Source organism: Sporolactobacillus vineae DSM 21990 = SL153 (assembly GCF_000377985.1).
Classification (GTDB): Bacteria; Bacillota; Bacilli; order Bacillales; family Sporolactobacillaceae; genus Sporolactobacillus; species Sporolactobacillus vineae.
The window spans coordinates 1-17754 of sequence record NZ_KB899063.1; the positions used below are offsets into that span (position 1 = coordinate 1).

Consider the following 17754-nt stretch of genomic DNA (forward strand, 5'->3'; position numbering starts at 1 on the left):
AATTGGCTCTTGACATCTTAAAGAGACAGAAGAACATGATCTTCTGTAGATCAAAAGCTGATCAGACCTTTCTCATGAGTGATTGGGAAACAGGATTGTCTCCCCCTGGCTTCCCCATCAAGGGCATAACAAGGGCAAAACAAAGGGTAAAACAATATTAAATTGACAGGGAAGCCGGGGGGCTTTCAAAGCAAATCCTATAGGAATCCAGAGACATTCCAGGTATCCGGATCCAACTGGAAATTACTCTAGATCGAGCTCTTATTACTAATATACGAGGAGGGATGCGGATATGTTCACCCCGGGAATGATGATGATCGGTATTGGCATAACTGGATTTCTTGTCTCTTTCATTTTCCTGATCATCGTTCTGCAAAAGCCGGTAATTGTTCCAGCCTATCAACCGGACACTGAATCATCTGAAGATCAGACAACAGAATTAGGTAAAGAGACACCGGGAGAGGCAACAAAAACTTTGCCGTTTCAGCACGGCGAGAGTCAGAACGACAAAGCACATAATAAAATCGCTGAAACGATCCAGCTTCAGCCGATTGCTCCTTCATCACATGCGATAGAGACGGAGTCATTAGATGATAAGAAAACCAGTGAAACGCAGGTTCTTCCAAAATTTATTCCGGCAAAAACCAATCAGCAAAATGACACTAAAATATTAGTAGATAAAGAGAGAACCCATGTCATTGAGACAAAGATCCTAACAGCACAAAGAGAAAAGAAGATATGATCAGCCTGAATTCCCGTGAATTTATACCAAGGCAGGTGGATCGACCCTAATGGCTCGTTAAAGATCCATCTGCTTTTTGGTCAACTCGTCAATTTGTTTGTGGTCCCGGGTTGCCGGTACTGCTCGACCACATCCAGCTCATCCAAAAGTGCCTGAATGGTGCACTGTTTGAAGAGCTGATGATCGTTCATCGCCTTTTTTATGTAGGAAAGATAGAACAGAGCGATGAATTAGACGAAAAGTTTGCCTTCCAGGTTTTCTTCGCAGGAAACCGGGGTTCGGCGAAGATTCAGACGTTCTTTTAAATTTCCAAAGGCTTTCCTGATTACGGCCAACGAATTGTACCAGGTGGTACATTTACGTTGGCCGTAATCAATTAATATCAGTAAAATACGAAGATACCATGCAGCTGGTTAAAATTGCATACAGAATATCACAATCTGTTAACAAAATTCTTCAAAATCCATGCTATACTGGCAAATAGGGATAAAGGCCTATAATCTTTGGCTCCTATAGAGTAATCTTAAAAGACATAATTCATCGACTTTCCCCGGCACTTACGACTATTTTAAGTAGATTATGGCATCTTGGTTCAACAAAATATATGCTATAATACTACTATCTTGTAGAAAAATTCAGAGAAGAAAATAGAACTGTGTTTGGGGGATATTATGGAAGAGACAATTAGCCTTAAAGAGATCTTTCAGACGTTGCGAAAACGGATCTCGTTAATTCTTTCGATTACATTGCTGGCAGTGGCGGTCAGCGCAGTACTAACTTATTTTGTGATGACACCGAAGTATGACGCGTCGACGCAGATTCTGGTCAATCAGTCGAATACAAATAATGCAAGCCTTTATCAGACGAACGCGGTACAAACAAATGTTCAGTTGGTCAATACGTATAGTGTGATTATTAATAATCCGACAGTGTTGAATCAAGTGATTAAGAAGCTTCATCTGAATATGACAGCAGATCAGCTTAAGGGTATGCTGACGGTAAATACGGAGCAGAATTCACAGGCGTTTACGTTGACTGCGGAAACGAACAGCCCGGCACAGTCGGTGGCGATTGTTAATAATGTAGCGACTGCGTTTAGGTCGCAGGTTCAGAAAGTCATGAATGTCGACAACGTCAGCATTCTTTCGCCGGCAAGTTATGCGGAAAGTTCTACTCCGGTTAAACCGAAACCGGCAATCAATTTGGCAATCGCATTCGTTGTTGGCCTGATGGCTTCCGTTGGTCTGGCCTTCTTACTGGACTATCTTGATAACACAATTAAAACTGAAGAAGACATTGAGCAAATTCTGGGTCTGCCGGTTCTTGGTGCTATATCTCAGATTAAAGACCATCATGAAAAAGACTCGAGATCTGGAGCTCATTCAACTCAGCACCATCACGCGAGAGGGGGAAACCGTGTTGAAGCAAAGTAAAATCATTTCAAAACAGCGGCACCTGATCGCTTTCAGTAAACCGAAATCAACAACCGCCGAACAGTATCGTACCATTCGCACGAATATTGACTTCTCCCAAGCCGACAGTGACTTAAAAACGATCATGGTCACTTCTTCTGGTCCAGGGGAAGGAAAGTCAACAACTGCTGCCAATCTCGGTGTCGTCATGGCTCAACAGGGAAAAAGTGTCTTGCTGATTGACGGTGATATGCGCAAGCCGACGATGCACTATACATTCCGACTGGGAAACACTCAGGGTCTGACAACCTTGCTGACCAAAAGGACGAGTTTTGAAGACACAATTCAGAAAACAGAAATTGAAAATCTGTTTGTTCTGACCAGTGGTCCGATTCCTCCTAATCCGGCAGAATTGCTCAGTTCGGTGACGATGTCTAGTTTCATAAAGCATGCACTAACTCTGTTTGATGTTGTGATTGTTGATACGCCGCCGGTTCTTGCCGTAACTGATGCACAGATTCTTGCAAATCTATGCGATGGTACAGTTCTGGTCGTTCGCAGCGGAGTGACAGAGAAGGATGCAGCAATCAAAGCTAAAGAACTTCTTTCCAAGGCTAAAGCCAAAATGCTTGGCGTTGTGCTTAATGGCAAGCCGGTATCAAAATCTGATAGTCATTATTACTACTATTATGGTAATGAATGATTATCCTTTTATTTAAAGTGATTATGTAAAAAATATCACATTAAAAAGGGGATGGCTCTGTTGATTGATATCCATTGTCACATTCTTCCCGGCATTGATGACGGGGCACATGATGAACAGGTTTCATTGGCAATGGCCAGACAAGCTGTCTCGGAAGGGATCACTCAGATCGTAGCTACACCGCATCATCGCAATCGTTCCTGGGACAATCCAAGACCGTCTGTAATTAAAAGGGTCAAATCACTGAACCAGTTGTTTCAAAAAAATCAGATTGGGCTAACCGTATTACCGGGTCAGGAACCACGTATTTTCGGAGAAATGGCGGATCCAGAAGCGGATGAAGAACTGGTTACGGTGAATGACAATAAGAAATACATCCTTGTTGAGTTCCCGACCCACCATGTTCCCCGATATGCACAGCAGCTTTTCTTCGATTTGCAGGTGAAAGGCATAATTCCGGTAATCGTCCATCCGGAACGTAATGAAGAAATTGTTGCTCATCCCGATATACTTTATAGCTTCATCACGGATGGGGCACTTTCTCAGGTAACTGCGGCCAGTTTGATCGGTATAAATGGGAAAAAGACGAAGAAGCGAACGCAGCAATTTATTGAAAACAATTTATCACAGTTTGTTGCCTCAGATGCGCATAACGTGACAGAACGCCCTTTCTATATGCAGGAAGCATTCTTGGAGTTGAAAAAGGAGTTTGGCAGAGAATTAGCCAATACAATTAGAGAGAATGCTGAGTTACTCATAAAAGGTGAACCAGTAAATAAAGAAGAGCCAACAGAAATAAAAGATAAGAAATTCTTAGGAATTTTTTGAGATATTAAAGTAAGATTAGTATTTTCACTAAACAACTAATTAAGATTTACCAAATTTATAATATTCTATGTAACTAGACAATATCTGAACAGATCTTATTGTGAGTCACACTGGCATGGGTACTTCAGGGGGAAAGCTGGATGTCAATGCAAAAGTCAATCGTTGAGAGCAGAACTTCTTACAATGTAAATATCAGTGAAGAATATGAAGATATACATAGCTTTTTACAAGGGAAAAGATATTACTTGTTTATGAAGCGACTAATTGATATTTTCGGATCACTTGTAGGAATTATTTTCTTGTCTCCTGTAGAACTGCTCATTGCTTTGGCAATTAAGATTGAGAATCCAAAAGGAAAAGTGATATTCAAGCAGCGCCGCGTTGGTAAGGATGGCAAACCATTCTATATTTATAAGTATCGTTCAATGGTCTCTAATGCGGAGAAGTTATTGGATAACCTGATCGATCAAAATGATACGACCGGTCCGATGTTCAAAATGAAGAATGATCCACGTGTGACTAAGGTAGGTCAATTCCTCAGAAAGCGGAGTCTGGATGAACTTCCACAGTTATTTAATGTACTAAAGGGCGATATGAGCCTTGTCGGACCACGTCCGCCGCTGCCACGGGAAGTAATAAACTACTCGGATTACGATAAACAGAGATTGTTAGTCATTCCCGGATGTACTGGATTATGGCAAGTGAGTGGAAGAAGTACGGTTGGTTTTGATCAGATGGTTGCGCTCGATCTTCAATATATCAAGAGACGATCAATAGTATATGATTTATTTATTATATTAAAGACAATTACACTATTTTTTGGATCGAGGAATGCTTTTTGACTTTTAATGTATGGGGGGCACCTACTCTGCTACTGAGAATCTGTTGGGAAATTTCCTAATCAAACCGATATGTCCTGTCCAATGTTTAAGATGAAAAAGGATCTTCAGTCACGAAAAGTGCGTAGTGCTTAAGAAAAGTAGTTTAAGTTTTTTGATGATCTTGGACGTGTTTCTATATTTTTTGATGTTCCGGAAGGAAAATGTGAGCCCTGTCGGACAGAGCCATTAGATCGCAGAATATTAAAGATTATGATGAATGAGTAACAACGGATTTGATCAGATAGTTGAACTAGATCTGAGGTATATCGTCGTAAAGTATTATAAACGTATAACTTTTAACACAATTTACTATTTGTATTTAAGAATTTGAATTAAGGTGGACTTTTAAAATGAAAATATGTTTTGTAGGTTCAAGTGGAGGACATTTAACACAGTTATATATGTTAAAGAAATTCTGGTGGGATAAAGAACGGTTTTGGGTTACTTTTGATAAGGAAGATGCACGAAGCCTTTTAAAAAACGAAAAAGTCTATTCATGCTATTTCCCAACAAATAGGAATTTCTTAAATCTCATCAGAAATACATTCTTAGCATGGAAGGTAATAAGAAAGGAAAAACCTGATGTGATAATTTCTTCAGGAGCAGCTGTAGCTGTCCCGTTTTTCTATATTGGAAAACTGTTTGGAAAAAAATTGGTCTATATTGAAGTATACGACAGATTTGATAAACCGACCGTTACTGGAAAATTAGTTTATCCTGTAACTGATGCTTTCATAGTTCAATGGGAAGAAATGAAAGAAGTTTATCCTAAATCAATAAATCTAGGTGGGATTTTTTAATGATATTTGTTACTGTTGGAACCCATGAACAACCCTTTAACAGGTTAATTTCATATGTAGATAGTTTAAAGAAGAATAATAAGGTTCATGAGAAAATTATTATTCAGACGGGTTATAGCACCTATATACCTAAGTATTGCGAATATAAACGATTAATATCCTATGATGAAATGAAACAGTATGTGAGAATGGCTGATATTGTAATAACTCATGGTGGACCGTCAAGCTTTATATTACCAATAAAATTTGGGAAGATTCCGATTGTAGTTCCAAGATTAAAAAAGTATAAAGAACACGTGAATAATCATCAATTAGAGTTTTGCAAATTCATTGAACAAAAAGAGAAAAATATAATAGTTGTAGAAGATGTTACAAAGATTGAATCAATAATAAAAAATTACAATAAATCATATCAATGCGGGGGTATTAGTAGACAACATACAGATAATTTTAATAAAAAATTTGAAAGTGTAATAAATAATTTATTTGTAAAAAATTAAATGCTTTCAGTTTATGCAACATAATTTTCCTTTTAAAAACAGGAGTTAATATGCCAAATATATTGATTATTAATACAGTCGATTTTGGGATGAATGGTATTTCTTCAGTAATTATGAACTACTATTCACACATTGTTGATGAACGCTTTCATTTTGATTTTATCGTGTCAAATTATATTGATGACAAATATGCTGAGTTAATTAGAAAGAGAGGCGATAAATTTTATGTTTTAAAAAAAAGAAAGAGGAATCCGTTAAGATATATAAATAATTTAAAAAAGATTATAAAGACAAATAAATATGATATAGTTCATATTAATGGGAATAGTTCGATTATGATGATGGAATTAGTAGCTGTTCGACTATCAAAAGTAAATTGTGTTAGATTTGTACACGTTCATAATACTCATACAGATTATCCTGTATTTAATTTACTTCTTTATCCCTTTTTTATTAATTCTTATGATTATGCACTTGCTGCAAGTGAAGCTGCAGGAAGATTTTTATATCGAGAAAAAAAATTTAAAATTATTAATAATGGAATAGATGTTCAACGATATACATTTAATATGCATAAAAGAGTATCAATGCGAGAAAAATTAAATATAACAGATAAATTTGTGCTGCTACATATAGGGAGATTTAACGATCAAAAGAATCATTCATTTTTAATTGATGTATTTTCAGAAGTTATAAAGAGAAATCCAAATTCTATACTTATTCTAATAGGTGTTGGGCCGCGTTCTGATCAAGTTAAGAGAAAAGTATTAGAAGAAAATCTCAATAATAATGTACTTTTTTTAGGTGAGAAACATCATGTTGAGGATTTTCTCTCGGCAGCTGATGTATTTGTTTTCCCCTCTAAATTTGAAGCTCTGGGCATTGTAAATATTGAGGCACAATGCAGTGGGTTAAAATGTGTGGTATCTGATCAAGTTCCTTCTCAAGCAAAAGTAACTAATAATTTAGTTTTTCTTCCTATTAGATATCCTGATAGGTGGGCTAAAAACATTTTAAAATTCAAAAATGGTTATAATCGGCAAGGACAGATGAATGAGATCATAAAAAGCAAATTTGATATCCGGGATAATGCAAAATATTTAAAGGCATTTTATTTAGAGGCCCTAGCTAAAAGAAATGACTTAATGAGTCCTGAAAAATAGCAGTAATAGTTTCGACCTTGAGCTATTTCATTCATCATCTCTTGATATTTAGCTAATTTAAGAACACAATGCTTTATTCAATGATGGGAGAAGTATGAATGCAACAAAATGTGATAATAAAAACAAAGGAAATGAAACTATCTTTTGTGTTTTATTATATTTTTTTTACTCTGATAATGATCTACTATTCATTTCGAATGACTCTTCTTGATGGGCAATTCCTTGCTTTGTTTTTGTTTTTAGCAATTCCGTTTGTACTGCTTAAAATCATAATGACATACTATAGTTTAAATGAGCTCGTATCATCTTTTGTTTTATTGATCTTTGGTGCAGCTAATGCACTCCTGACAAAGGATACTACTATTTTAATTTTGTTTATAGCGTTAATAGGCTATAAGGGTGTTAAAGAGAAAACAGTCCTTGGCATTTTTTTTTACACAAAGCTTATAGCCTTAATAATATGTGTTTTTCTTTCAGTTATTGGAGTAATAAATAATAAAGTGGCTATTGATTATCGACTAGGTACGCAAGTGATTCGTTATGCCTTTGGATTCCAACATCCTAATCAATTGGGAATAGTTTTTTTAAGTTTAACAATGATCTTCCTTTACTTAAAAAAAAGATTTTTTAAGTTGGAATTAGAAATGCTACTTTGGACCTTCATCAACATCGGAATATATGAATTAACCAAAAGTCGGACAACTTTTATTGTGGTATTATTTTATCTTTTTTTATATTACTTAAATTATAAAATAAAAATTCATAAAACATTGGTGTTTATTTCCATAATTGCATTCCCTATATGCTTTAGTTTGATTTTTGTTTTATCGCTAAATCTAAGCAATAGTTTTGTATATTATATTGATAATCTGCTTCAGCATAGATTAATTATCTCAAATATGTATTTGTCAACATTCCATCCAACATTGATGGGGCAAAGTCTAGGTGATCAGCTTTTAAATGGTTCTGTACTTGATTCTGGGTATTTAGTTCTTTATTTAAAATATGGTTTAGTTGTTTTGTTTCTTATAGCCATTCTCTATGCATTAGCTATTAATAAAATTGTTAAATTAAAACAATACTCAAAACTTATACCGATTATCATTATAGCTTTTCAGGGAATAACAGAGAATGTAATCAGTTCTTTGATTTTCAATTTTACCTTTATTTTTATAGCAGAAGCAATCTTTCAAGAAAAGAATATAAAGGTGGAAAAATAACCGATGGATCATCTCATCACTATTATTGTACCAGTTTATAATGTTGCTAAATATCTTTCAAAGTGTATCCGGAGTATCATTAATCAGTCTTATCCAAATTTGGAGATCATACTTATTGATGATGGGTCAACTGATAACTCAGGTAGATTGTGTGATCAGTTTGCAAAATTAGATAAAAGAATCAGGGTAATACACAAGAAGAATGGAGGATTATCAGATGCGAGAAATGCAGGGATTGACTTAGCTAAAGGCGAATTAATTGCATTTGTGGACAGTGATGATTATATCCATAGAGATATGTATTTACGAATGTATGAAGTTATGTTGAAGTATCATTGTGATATAGTTGAAGTTGATTTTCAAGAAGTTAATGAAAAGGTAGACCCCAATAATATTCCGGAAGAATATGCAATTAAGGTATTTGATAGAAAGTGTGCAATAATTAATACAATAGTTGATCATTATTGTCGCAACTATGTTTGGAATAAATTATATAGAAAAGATTTATGGGTTAATATCAGATTTCCAAAGGGCAGGGCTTTTGAAGATGTTTATACTACCCATCGAGTGATAAATAAGGTAACTAGTCTTGTGAAGTTAGAAATACCGCTTTACTATTATTTTCAAAGAAATAACAGTATTGTCAGATCTAGTTCTGTTAAGAATAATGTTGATCATTGTGAAGCGTTAAACGAAACACTTTTATTTATGAAAGAAATGTATCCGGATTTGCTCCCACTTGTATGTATTAAATATGATTACGATATGTTTTATTGCCTTTATACTTTATTACGAAAAAGAAAGCAAAGAAGAAATTCGAATGTTTATAATCATACCATTGCATTTAAAATAATTAGAACAGAAAAATACATTTCTTCCACACAAATGTTTCTAAATTTATGTCATCAATATTTATTAGATGATTATGATTGGCTGTATCAGCAAAGGAAAATTGTATTATTTCAGTTGACCCTATTAAAAAAGTCACTAATATTATTTTATATTTATGTGACCACTCTTAAAATCTTTTCGAAAATCGAATCTTTGACTTTGAATATTTCTAAAAGTAAATTCTTGAACATGTTTTCTCAAAGGAGGAAAGTGTCATAAAAAGAAAAAAGATCCTATTTATCATGCCAATAATATCTGGAAGGGGGGGGACAGAAACAGTTGTGCGTTCATTTGTGAATCAACTGGAAATGGGTAATGTTAATGGCATAAATATGAATTGTAAATTACTTATTTGTGGAGGGAGCAATGATAAATCATGGCTAAAGAATCTGGATGTGTATGAGAGTAAGAAAATTAGAATTAAAATAGTACGCGTTATATACACGTATTTTGTCATTTCTCGACTTATCAAAGGATTCCGTCCGGATTTAGTGATATGCTTGAGCTCAACACCATGCTTTATAACACATCTATACAGAAAAATATATCGAGCTAAATTTCCTATTATTTCATGGATGCAGTATTCACTTGATTATAAAGAAATAATGAAAAAATTATTAAAATATGCTGATTACCACTTCGCAATAAGTACTGGGATCGAGAAACAATTGAAGTCATTAGGCATTTTAGAATCTAATATCTATAAAATATATAATCCTGTTTCCAGAAGTGAAAAAATCATTAATAGACCAAAAGGTAGAACGGTTTTCTTATATGTTGGGAGAATAATATTTGAAGGTCAAAAAAGGATAAAGGATTTATTGGATGCATTAAGCAAGGTTAAGGGAGAATGGGTGCTTATACTAATAGGCGGTGGACCAGATAAAGTTGTTTGTCAGAGTTATGCTTACCATTTAGGAATCAGTAATAAGCTAATATGGCATGGTTGGGTAAATAATCCTTGGGAGTCTCTTGATGAAGTGACTTCATTAGTATTAACTTCTTCATTTGAGGGGTTCGGCATGGTTTTAGCAGAAGCTATTTCCAGAGGTGTTTACTGCATTAGTTCCGATTGCGAGGCAGGACCAAAGGATATTATTCGGTCTGGTATAAATGGAGAACTATATAAAACAGGGAATACAACAGAGCTAGCATGTATTCTTCAAAAGATAATTAATGGCCAGCATCTTCCTGATCATGTCATCATAAAAGAATCTATCGATCATCTGTATATGGATAAATATCGAATTCGTATTAGTGAAGCTATGAATGACATTGATACAAGTTGGAGACGAAAATTTTTGTAATTGTACACAACATCCATTGATGATCAATTAGTACAAGGTGGACTGTCTTTTGCAATTTATTTACTGACTAGCGATCGCTAATTATCAAGTATCCTTTAATTTCAACATGGTATTGGCCCTAAGGGTGTTTGATTTTAATATTCTTTAAGCGGGGGAGCACATTATGTTCGATGCTATAAAGCAGAAAATCCCAAATCACATAAAAATATATTATAACGGATTAAAATACATGAGAAGTAATAAATATAAACTTAAAAAGTCAGAAAGAAAAATCATAGTTGCAATGGCGGCGGATTACGGAAACCTAGGTGATGTAGCAATTACTTATTCACAATTAAAATTGTTAAAGCATATGTTTCCTTTAACAAGAATCGTTACCTTTCCAATGTCAGATATTTATCATTACTTATTAGTTTTAAAACATTCATGTTCCGAAAGCGATATTATCACACTTATTGGTGGTGGGAATATGAGCGACTTGTATGAATACTTTGAAGAATCAAGAAGAGAAATTGTTAAAATGTTTCCGAAAAATACTATTATCTCGTTTCCACAAACAATTGACTTCTCATCTACTAAAAAGGGAGGAAAGTCTTTGAGGAATAGTATAAATGTATATTCGAGACATCGTGATCTACATATATTTGCTCGTGAGCCAAAATCTTTTGACATAATGAAAAAATATTTCAAAAAAAATGATATTCAACTTGTTCCCGACATTGTATTAACTTTAAATGAGACTGCCCCCAAGATGCAAAGATCGGGCTTGTTACTCTGTTTACGAAATGATGAAGAATCTATAGTCAATGATAAAGAGAAGAGCAAGCTCGTAGAAATTCTTAATAAAACGTTTAAAAATGTTTATAAGTATGACACACATATTGGTGACGAACAATTTATGACATCTTCACCAAAAAAGGAACTAAATAAAATTTGGATGGCTTTCAGAAAATCAAAGATCGTAATAACTGACAGATTACATGGAATGATATTTTGTGCAATCACCAAAACCCCTTGTATTGTATTACCAAATAGTAATCACAAAATAACTAGTTCATTTAACAAATGGTTAAAAGATCTAGGGTATATATACTTAATTGATAATATCAATGCAGACCAAATATTAAATAAAATCAAGGATTATGAAAACATTGATTCAGATGACTATCAAATTCATTTCGACAATTACTTTGCTCCACTTTTTGACTTATTGAAAAATTTGAAAAATAATTAAAAAGATTTAAGTTATTAATGATTTTAAAACTTTAGCTTCTATTAAACAAAAATATTTTTTAGTTCTGATTATTAGTAATGTAGAGGATTAGTATGCATTTTAATTATTTACAGGATAAAATCAACAAAAAATTTTAGGTAGTAAGGGTGAATTATGAATCGTTACAAAAAGCTTGCATTTAATTCTGCTATTTTTGCGGTAGGAAATTTGGGAAGTAAACTTATTACACTATTTTTGGTTCCCTTGTATACATATTATCTAACGGTTAGGCAATTTGGAACAACAGATCTTATCACGACAACCTTGAGTTTGTTGATTCCAATTTTTACACTCAGTATTAGTGATGGCGTGTTGAGATTTGTTATGGATAAAAGCTATGATAGAAGGATGATTCTCAATAATGCAATAATGATTACAATATTTGGCTACTCAATTGCATGGATTTTTTATCCTCTTTTTAAAGTAGTATTTCCATTTCGCAATTATTTAATTTATTTTTACGTAATGTTATTTACTTCCTCACTTAATGGATCTTTAATGCAATTTATTCGTGCGAATGGACGTGTAAAAACATTTGCATCGGTGGGAGTAGTAAGCTCATTAGTAATATTAATTTCAAATTTCTTATTTCTTATCATATTTCACATGGGTGTTTCTGGTTACTTATTATCATTAATTGTTTCTGATATTATTAGTATAATTATTTTGCTCAGTATTGGCGGCGCTCAAAAATATTTGTCAGTTTCAAAAATTGATTTCTTCATACTCAAGGATATGTTAGCATTTTCAATTCCGCTTATTCCAAATGCTCTTATGTGGTGGATAATGGGAGTCTCTGACAGATATATCATTACTTATATTTTAGGAGTAGGAGCGAATGGACTATATGCTGTGGCAAATAAAATTCCAAATATATTAAGCATAGTTAATACTATATTTTTCCAAGCATGGCAAATGTCAGCAATTGAAGAAGTTAATTCAAGGACTAAGTCACAATTCTATTCAAATATTTTTAATGTTTTAGCAACTATGCTGTTATTGGGAACATCATTTATTCTTTTGCTCTTAAAAATCATACTGCATTTCGTAGTTTCGCCTGTCTTCTTTTCTGCTTGGATATATGTCCCATTTCTATTACTAGGAGTCGTGTTCTCCAGCTTTTCTGGATTTTTGGGTACAAATTATGTTGCAGCTAAAAACACTGTAGGAGTGTTTAGAACATCCGTCTATGGAGCTGTAGTTAACATTGTTCTTAACTTTTTGCTCATTCCGTTAATAGGGACAAATGGAGCCTCAATTTCGACGATGCTTAGTTTTCTTGCAATTTGGCTACTTCGTGTAGTTGACACAAAATCTTTTGTAGTAATCAAAATAGATCTTAAACGATTGCTAATTAATTTTGTCATTATTGGATTACAAATATTTATTATTTATTTGAAACTATCTATGGAAAATACGTTACAAGCAGCTTTATTTTTAACAATGATTCTTGTGAATCAGAAAGAAATAAAATTACTTGTCTCTAAAGTTTCTAGATTAATAAGAAATATACCTTTGAATAGATGGGGCGGATGACGTGACTACCGTCACTTACTTCTGATGCAATCACTTTTGCTCAATTTCATATTGACAAAAACATTTATGACAATAACTATTATATATTTTTAATGCATATGGTATTATTATTGAATGTTGTTTAAATCAGGATGTTAGTGGCAGCTAAGGAATGTAGTATTTGGCAATTAACAAATTATAATAAATTCAATGCACGGCTCTACATGGAGAGACGGATGCGTAGGGCTAATAAGCCGCGCAAAGCCAATGTTCCTGCCACTTTTGCGGTAAAACTGTATCCGCAGAGGCTCCATGTCAAGCCATTTATGATATTCACCCTATGAGAATCATAAAATTAATTTAATTACCAAAATATATATTTTTTAATTGCCGAAAACAGTCAGAAAATTACTTATCTGATAAAGTAAACAAGATATAAAAAAGCAATTATTAGAGGTATTATTGAAATGATTACATCAAAAATAAAAATGGCCTATGCAATACAATGTCATAAAAATAGTGGGCAAATAAATGAACTTATCAAAAATCTTAATGATGAGAATATAGACTTTTTTATACATGTTGATAATAAGTCGAATATCGCTAAAAGTATTGTTAAAAGGGATAATGTTTTTTTGATGAAAGACAGGATTAATGTTACATGGTCAGGGTTCAGCCAAGTTGAAGCAACGTTGGGTTTGTTAAAGATGATAAGAGAAAGTAATAACGATTATGATTATGTGCATCTACTTAGTGGGCAGGATTTTCCAATTAAATCGAGATACTTTATTGGTCAATTTTTTAAAAATAATTTAGGAAAAAATTTTATTGAATATGAAGATTTTCCGATACATATTTTGCAAAGAATCAAAGTTTATTATCCGAAATTATTAATTGGTAGAGGTAAAATAAGGAGATTGGTCAGGGGATTATATTGGAGATTGATTATGAAAACTCCCTTAACAAGAAAAATTGATTTTTTACCAAGATTATATTATGGATCATCATGGTTCTCAATAACAGGGGAATGTGCTAAATATATTCTGAATTTTGTTGATGAGAATAAAAAATATTATAATTTTTTTAAAAATTCATTTTGTAGCGATGAAACATTTTTTCAAACTATCATTTTAAATTCAATATTTAAAACTAGTGTTGTCAATAATAATTATCGATATATAGATTGGTATAAAAAAGGATTGCCATCTCCTAAGACATTAACATTAGATGATTACAATAAATTATCATTTAGTGATGACTTATATGCAAGAAAATTTGATGCTGATATTGACAATCAAGTGATTGGCAAAATCGAAGATGATATTAAGGTGTAACAATTTTATATCAAGAATAGATTAGAATAGATTGGTGATCTAAAAAGCTCAGAAATATGTGTAAATTTGATTTCGAGCATTTTGCTCCTTTTCTTAATGACATAAGGATTAAATTCTATGGGTAGCTAGGATCCTGAATTGCTGTTGACGGCGGCCACGTCATCCCCCCTTTTGCCAAATAATATGGTACAATTCGTTGGCCGTATTCAGTCGTGGATAAGGCCCATCTGTTATTGATACTAGATTTTGACCGAAAGTTGGCGGGATTGCCTGGCTCTTACGTTAACTTGGTGAAAGCGTTCGTTCCCGATCAATTGGGCATTCTTATATTTTTTTCACACACTAAACAATACTCTTTGCCTTAAAAGAGTGAAGCTGGCCCGCCCATACGTTAATCTCTTGATCAGTTTCAAGCGGTTGACTTGTCCTTCCAACAGGCCATTATTGTAAGTGTAAACTAAGGCATTGTGAATGGATTGAGGATCTTCTTGTAGCTTATCAACAAATAAGCGGATACTTTTACCCTGATAGTTTTCTTTGGATCTCAACAGAAAGTAGAACGTTTCGAGATCGCTAAAATGAATCCTATCCCAAAATAATTGCATAAAGCCATAAAGTTCTTGAGTCATGGGATATTCGGAGAGTGCATCATCCAGAATCTTTTTTTCTTCTGACTCTAACTTTTCAAAGGGCAACCAGAACAAATAGCGGATGTGTTTTCTAGGGGAGGCTGCTTCTTTTTTCTTGACACCGAATTCAGCATCTCGACGCAAATCCTGCACCCGAATACGCACAGCAGAGTAGGTTGCTTTATATCCCCTATCTCTCAATTCTTTGACCATTCGTTTTACCGTCTTTCCCACAGGTGAACACAGTGCCTGATGTGATCCATATAAGGATCCGCTGGAGACGCTCGGTAACGATGTTTTTGATCCATTGGTCCGTTCATTTCACAGTATTTTTTGATTGTCCTGCGATCAAGATGAAAGAGATCGGCCAGCTTGAGATAGGCCAGACCTTGTTGCCTTAATTCCTTGATTTTAAGGGCAAGGGTCCACTTTTTTTGCGCGTTCAATAGTCTCTTCTTTTCATCGGCATTCATCGGCAGTGGACGTTCCGTGGGATGATCTTGAATAGATCCCACATTATTCAGTGGCATTCTCCTTATTTTCGTTGACATGGCCTTGAGCAGGGCCTCATCAAGTAACTCCCATAAATTTTTTGTGAGATGGAAACGATCGCTTACCTGCACAATGGCTGGATTCGCTTTACCAATAGCCTGACGGAAGACATTGTAACGATCCCGGCTCACAAGTAGAACTTCGGGATGATTCTCAAACCATTGTTTGATGGTTTCTGTTTCTCGATCTTCCAAAATATCCAGAGCTCGGTGTGTACAAAGGTCACAGATCAGGGCACCGTAGGTACTCCCTGTAGGTACTCCCTTTACGAAAAGCAAAATCATCCAGACCGACGAAAGGGAAAATGAGCAGCTTGCTTCTGCTTTTTTCGGTAAATTAAGTCGAGTAAGGCGTCATGACTCACCGAAATATGAACTAATTTACAGAGCCTTTCAGCCTGCAGACAACTTGTTGAGAAAGCGAGAGACGTTAATTGGTCTTCCAGTTGTCGCGTTTTTCTACGATAGGTGTTATTGATACTAGATTTTGACCGAAAGTTGGCGGGATTGCCTGTCCAATAATTGCCAGATATAATGCCCGTAGGACTTTATATCTGGCAATTATTTTAGGAAAGGAAAGAGGACATCCTTGTTTGTGTAAACGCGACTTCACACAAGAGATGTCCTCTCACTCAACTCGTGATTATTATATCAGACTACCAGTTGATTGATAAGCCTCAAAAAGGCGTTTTTAGTTAAGAGTACGGAGAAAGTGCCCTGTCCTTGTTGCGGAGGACAGCTTTCATGCATGCGGTCCAGCGAAAGGTGGACAAATCCGGCTGCATCAGTTTCAATAATCAGTTGTACGAAGCCGGTCTGTCCCTTATTGGCCGTGACGTGACTGTTGTCTACGATCCTTCGGATTCCACACAAATCATGATCGAGAAAGAAGGACGCGAACCCTGGGAGGCGAAGCCTCTTGAAATGGGTGAACGTGTGGGAAAGCGTCCGGAGCTGCCGAAAACCCTTCAACCTCAGCCGGCCGAATCCTCGCGTCTTCTTCAGGCAGCCGAGCAGAAATATAAGGAACGACCGGAAATTCCGAAACCGGCGGTTTCCTTCCGTAAAGTGATCGAGGAAGGTGAACGCCTTGTATGAAGTGTTCTATCATATGAGTCAAACCCCTTTTTCACGGTCCGTTCCGACGGATGCCCTCTATGCCTCTCTTCCAATGGATGAGATTTTAGGGCGCTTGACTTATGCGGCTAAACGTCAACTCTTCGCTGTCGTTACTGGCGATTGTGGCACAGGGAAAACAACAACCATTCGTCGGTTTACAGACCAATTGGATGCATCAAAATACAGTGTGTTGTATCTGGCCGACTCTAAGCTGACACCTCGGCATTTTTATAAGGGGCTGCTGGAACAGCTGGGATGCGAAGCTCGGTTTTACCGGGGAGATGCCAAGCGCCAGTTGCATCATGAGATTGAACTGATGCGAGGAATCCATGGTATTCAACCGGTGGTTGTTGTGGATGAGGCCCATCTTCTGGATCGGGAGATGTTGGAGGAGGTCCGGTTTCTGCTCAATTTCAAAATGGACTCTCAAAGTCCGATGGCTCTGATTTTGGTCGGGCAAAGTGAGCTGTGGAACCGGCTGCACCTGCAGTCTTATGCGGCGATCCGGCAACGGATTGATCTTCAATGTAAGTTGGGCCATTATGATCGCTCAGAAACCGGAGCCTACATAACCAGTCATCTGAAGTATGCCGGCTGTGACCATCCCGTTTTTTCAGATGGAGCGATTGATGAGATTCACCGTTATTCAGGCGGCGCAGCTCGCTTAATTAATAAGGTGTGTACCCATAGTCTCTTGTATGGCGCACAAAACGCTCATCCCATTCTTGATGACAGGATGGTCAAACGTGTCATTGACGGCGAATTATCCTGATCTGATAAGAACATATAAAATTAAAGCGATGGCGTTTGAACCATCGCTGATTTTTTACCGGCACATGGACAAGTTACCCGTCAATTCATGGACAAATGACCCCGTCATCTAGTG

Annotated in this window: 18 protein-coding genes and 1 pseudogene; 16 read left to right on the forward strand and 3 right to left on the reverse strand. The window is 35.4% G+C overall.

Annotation, left to right across the window (positions count from 1 at the left end; translation table 11 throughout):
• Positions 1 to 292: 292 nt before the first annotated feature.
• A complete protein-coding gene (locus tag D889_RS0113805; protein WP_018962420.1) occupies positions 293 to 742 on the forward strand; it encodes a hypothetical protein in 450 nt (149 codons plus the stop codon).
• Between the two features lie 57 nt (positions 743 to 799).
• On the opposite strand, the pseudogene D889_RS16020 reads toward D889_RS0113805, so the two are convergent.
• Positions 800 to 1068 (reverse strand): annotated as a pseudogene (locus tag D889_RS16020) (IS1634 family transposase); the annotation flags it as partial.
• 345 nt (positions 1069 to 1413) lie between these two features.
• Between D889_RS16020 and D889_RS0113815 the strand changes: the two are divergent.
• The 13 genes from D889_RS0113815 (at position 1414) to D889_RS0113875 (ending at position 14569) form a co-directional block, all read left to right on the forward strand.
• Positions 1414 to 2175, forward strand: coding sequence for a YveK family protein (locus D889_RS0113815; RefSeq protein WP_010632896.1), 762 nt, complete (start codon positions 1414 to 1416; stop codon positions 2173 to 2175).
• Positions 2162 to 2857, forward strand: coding sequence for a CpsD/CapB family tyrosine-protein kinase (locus D889_RS0113820; protein WP_010632895.1), 696 nt, complete (start codon positions 2162 to 2164; stop codon positions 2855 to 2857). Before D889_RS0113815 ends, D889_RS0113820 begins: the two co-directional genes overlap by 14 nt.
• A gap of 60 nt (positions 2858 to 2917) precedes the next feature.
• Positions 2918 to 3685 carry a tyrosine-protein phosphatase gene (locus tag D889_RS0113825; protein WP_010632894.1) on the forward strand — a complete coding sequence of 256 codons (768 nt, stop codon included), beginning with the start codon at positions 2918 to 2920 and terminating at the stop codon, positions 3683 to 3685.
• Positions 3686 to 3825: 140 nt separating this feature from the next.
• On the forward strand, positions 3826 to 4527 hold the full coding sequence (locus D889_RS0113830) for a sugar transferase (protein ID WP_010632893.1): 702 nt from the start codon (positions 3826 to 3828) through the stop codon (positions 4525 to 4527).
• Positions 4528 to 4916: 389 nt separating this feature from the next.
• Positions 4917 to 5366, forward strand: a complete 450-nt coding sequence (pssD, locus tag D889_RS0113835; protein ID WP_010632892.1) for a PssD/Cps14F family polysaccharide biosynthesis glycosyltransferase — start codon at positions 4917 to 4919, stop codon at positions 5364 to 5366.
• Entirely contained in the window at positions 5366 to 5866 is a 501-nt protein-coding gene (locus tag D889_RS0113840; RefSeq protein WP_018962421.1) for a glycosyltransferase, read from the forward strand. Before pssD ends, D889_RS0113840 begins: the two co-directional genes overlap by 1 nt.
• A gap of 50 nt (positions 5867 to 5916) precedes the next feature.
• The gene (locus D889_RS15055) at positions 5917 to 7029 is read left to right on the forward strand and encodes a glycosyltransferase (RefSeq protein WP_018962422.1); all 1113 of its coding nucleotides are present in this window, start codon (positions 5917 to 5919) and stop codon (positions 7027 to 7029) included.
• Positions 7030 to 7127: 98 nt separating this feature from the next.
• Positions 7128 to 8249 (forward strand): hypothetical protein, encoded by a 1122-nt coding sequence (locus tag D889_RS0113850; protein ID WP_010632944.1) that lies wholly within the window; start codon positions 7128 to 7130, stop codon positions 8247 to 8249.
• A gap of 3 nt (positions 8250 to 8252) precedes the next feature.
• Positions 8253 to 9359 carry a glycosyltransferase family 2 protein gene (locus D889_RS15060; protein ID WP_018962423.1) on the forward strand — a complete coding sequence of 369 codons (1107 nt, stop codon included), beginning with the start codon at positions 8253 to 8255 and terminating at the stop codon, positions 9357 to 9359.
• 62 nt (positions 9360 to 9421) lie between these two features.
• The gene (locus tag D889_RS15065) at positions 9422 to 10447 is read left to right on the forward strand and encodes a glycosyltransferase (RefSeq protein ID WP_010632909.1); all 1026 of its coding nucleotides are present in this window, start codon (positions 9422 to 9424) and stop codon (positions 10445 to 10447) included.
• A gap of 163 nt (positions 10448 to 10610) precedes the next feature.
• On the forward strand, positions 10611 to 11681 hold the full coding sequence (locus tag D889_RS0113865) for a polysaccharide pyruvyl transferase family protein (RefSeq protein WP_010632908.1): 1071 nt from the start codon (positions 10611 to 10613) through the stop codon (positions 11679 to 11681).
• A gap of 153 nt (positions 11682 to 11834) precedes the next feature.
• On the forward strand, positions 11835 to 13256 hold the full coding sequence (locus D889_RS0113870; RefSeq protein ID WP_010632907.1) for an oligosaccharide flippase family protein: 1422 nt from the start codon (positions 11835 to 11837) through the stop codon (positions 13254 to 13256).
• A gap of 446 nt (positions 13257 to 13702) precedes the next feature.
• The gene (locus tag D889_RS0113875; protein WP_010632906.1) at positions 13703 to 14569 is read left to right on the forward strand and encodes a beta-1,6-N-acetylglucosaminyltransferase; all 867 of its coding nucleotides are present in this window, start codon (positions 13703 to 13705) and stop codon (positions 14567 to 14569) included.
• 335 nt (positions 14570 to 14904) lie between these two features.
• Here the strand turns inward: D889_RS0113875 and D889_RS0113880 are convergent, their stop codons facing one another.
• Both D889_RS0113880 and D889_RS0113885 read right to left on the reverse strand, forming a co-directional pair.
• Positions 14905 to 15411: a transposase gene (locus D889_RS0113880; protein ID WP_010632955.1), complete on the reverse strand. Its 507-nt coding sequence runs from the start codon at positions 15409 to 15411 to the stop codon at positions 14905 to 14907.
• Between the two features lie 5 nt (positions 15412 to 15416).
• Positions 15417 to 16034 (reverse strand): transposase, encoded by a 618-nt coding sequence (locus D889_RS0113885; protein WP_018962425.1) that lies wholly within the window; start codon positions 16032 to 16034, stop codon positions 15417 to 15419.
• A 459-nt stretch (positions 16035 to 16493) separates the two neighbouring features.
• Between D889_RS0113885 and D889_RS0113890 the strand changes: the two genes are divergently transcribed.
• Positions 16494 to 16847 carry a Mu transposase C-terminal domain-containing protein gene (locus tag D889_RS0113890; protein WP_018962426.1) on the forward strand — a complete coding sequence of 118 codons (354 nt, stop codon included), beginning with the start codon at positions 16494 to 16496 and terminating at the stop codon, positions 16845 to 16847.
• The gene (locus D889_RS0113895) at positions 16840 to 17640 is read left to right on the forward strand and encodes an AAA family ATPase (RefSeq protein ID WP_026039150.1); all 801 of its coding nucleotides are present in this window, start codon (positions 16840 to 16842) and stop codon (positions 17638 to 17640) included. The genes D889_RS0113890 and D889_RS0113895 overlap by 8 nt, the downstream gene beginning before the upstream one ends.
• Positions 17641 to 17754: the final 114 nt, after the last annotated feature.

Bases quoted from the DNA above. Each gene is read 5' to 3' on its own strand.
- D889_RS0113870 (WP_010632907.1), top strand. From the start codon at position 11,835: ATGAATCGTTACAAAAAGCTTGCATTTAATTCTGCTATTTTTGCGGTA.
- D889_RS0113805 (WP_018962420.1), top strand. From the start codon at position 293: ATGTTCACCCCGGGAATGATGATGATCGGTATTGGCATAACTGGATTT.
- D889_RS0113850 (WP_010632944.1), top strand. From the start codon at position 7,128: ATGCAACAAAATGTGATAATAAAAACAAAGGAAATGAAACTATCTTTT.
- D889_RS0113865 (WP_010632908.1), top strand. From the start codon at position 10,611: ATGTTCGATGCTATAAAGCAGAAAATCCCAAATCACATAAAAATATAT.
- D889_RS0113875 (WP_010632906.1), top strand. From the start codon at position 13,703: ATGATTACATCAAAAATAAAAATGGCCTATGCAATACAATGTCATAAA.
- D889_RS0113890 (WP_018962426.1), top strand. From the start codon at position 16,494: ATGCATGCGGTCCAGCGAAAGGTGGACAAATCCGGCTGCATCAGTTTC.
- D889_RS0113840 (WP_018962421.1), top strand. From the start codon at position 5,366: ATGATATTTGTTACTGTTGGAACCCATGAACAACCCTTTAACAGGTTA.
- D889_RS0113830 (WP_010632893.1), top strand. From the start codon at position 3,826: ATGTCAATGCAAAAGTCAATCGTTGAGAGCAGAACTTCTTACAATGTA.
- D889_RS0113815 (WP_010632896.1), top strand. From the start codon at position 1,414: ATGGAAGAGACAATTAGCCTTAAAGAGATCTTTCAGACGTTGCGAAAA.
- D889_RS15055 (WP_018962422.1), top strand. From the start codon at position 5,917: ATGCCAAATATATTGATTATTAATACAGTCGATTTTGGGATGAATGGT.
- D889_RS0113880 (WP_010632955.1), bottom strand. From the start codon at position 15,411: ATGGTCAAAGAATTGAGAGATAGGGGATATAAAGCAACCTACTCTGCT.
- D889_RS0113885 (WP_018962425.1), bottom strand. From the start codon at position 16,034: ATGATTTTGCTTTTCGTAAAGGGAGTACCTACAGGGAGTACCTACGGT.
- pssD (WP_010632892.1), top strand. From the start codon at position 4,917: ATGAAAATATGTTTTGTAGGTTCAAGTGGAGGACATTTAACACAGTTA.
- D889_RS15060 (WP_018962423.1), top strand. From the start codon at position 8,253: ATGGATCATCTCATCACTATTATTGTACCAGTTTATAATGTTGCTAAA.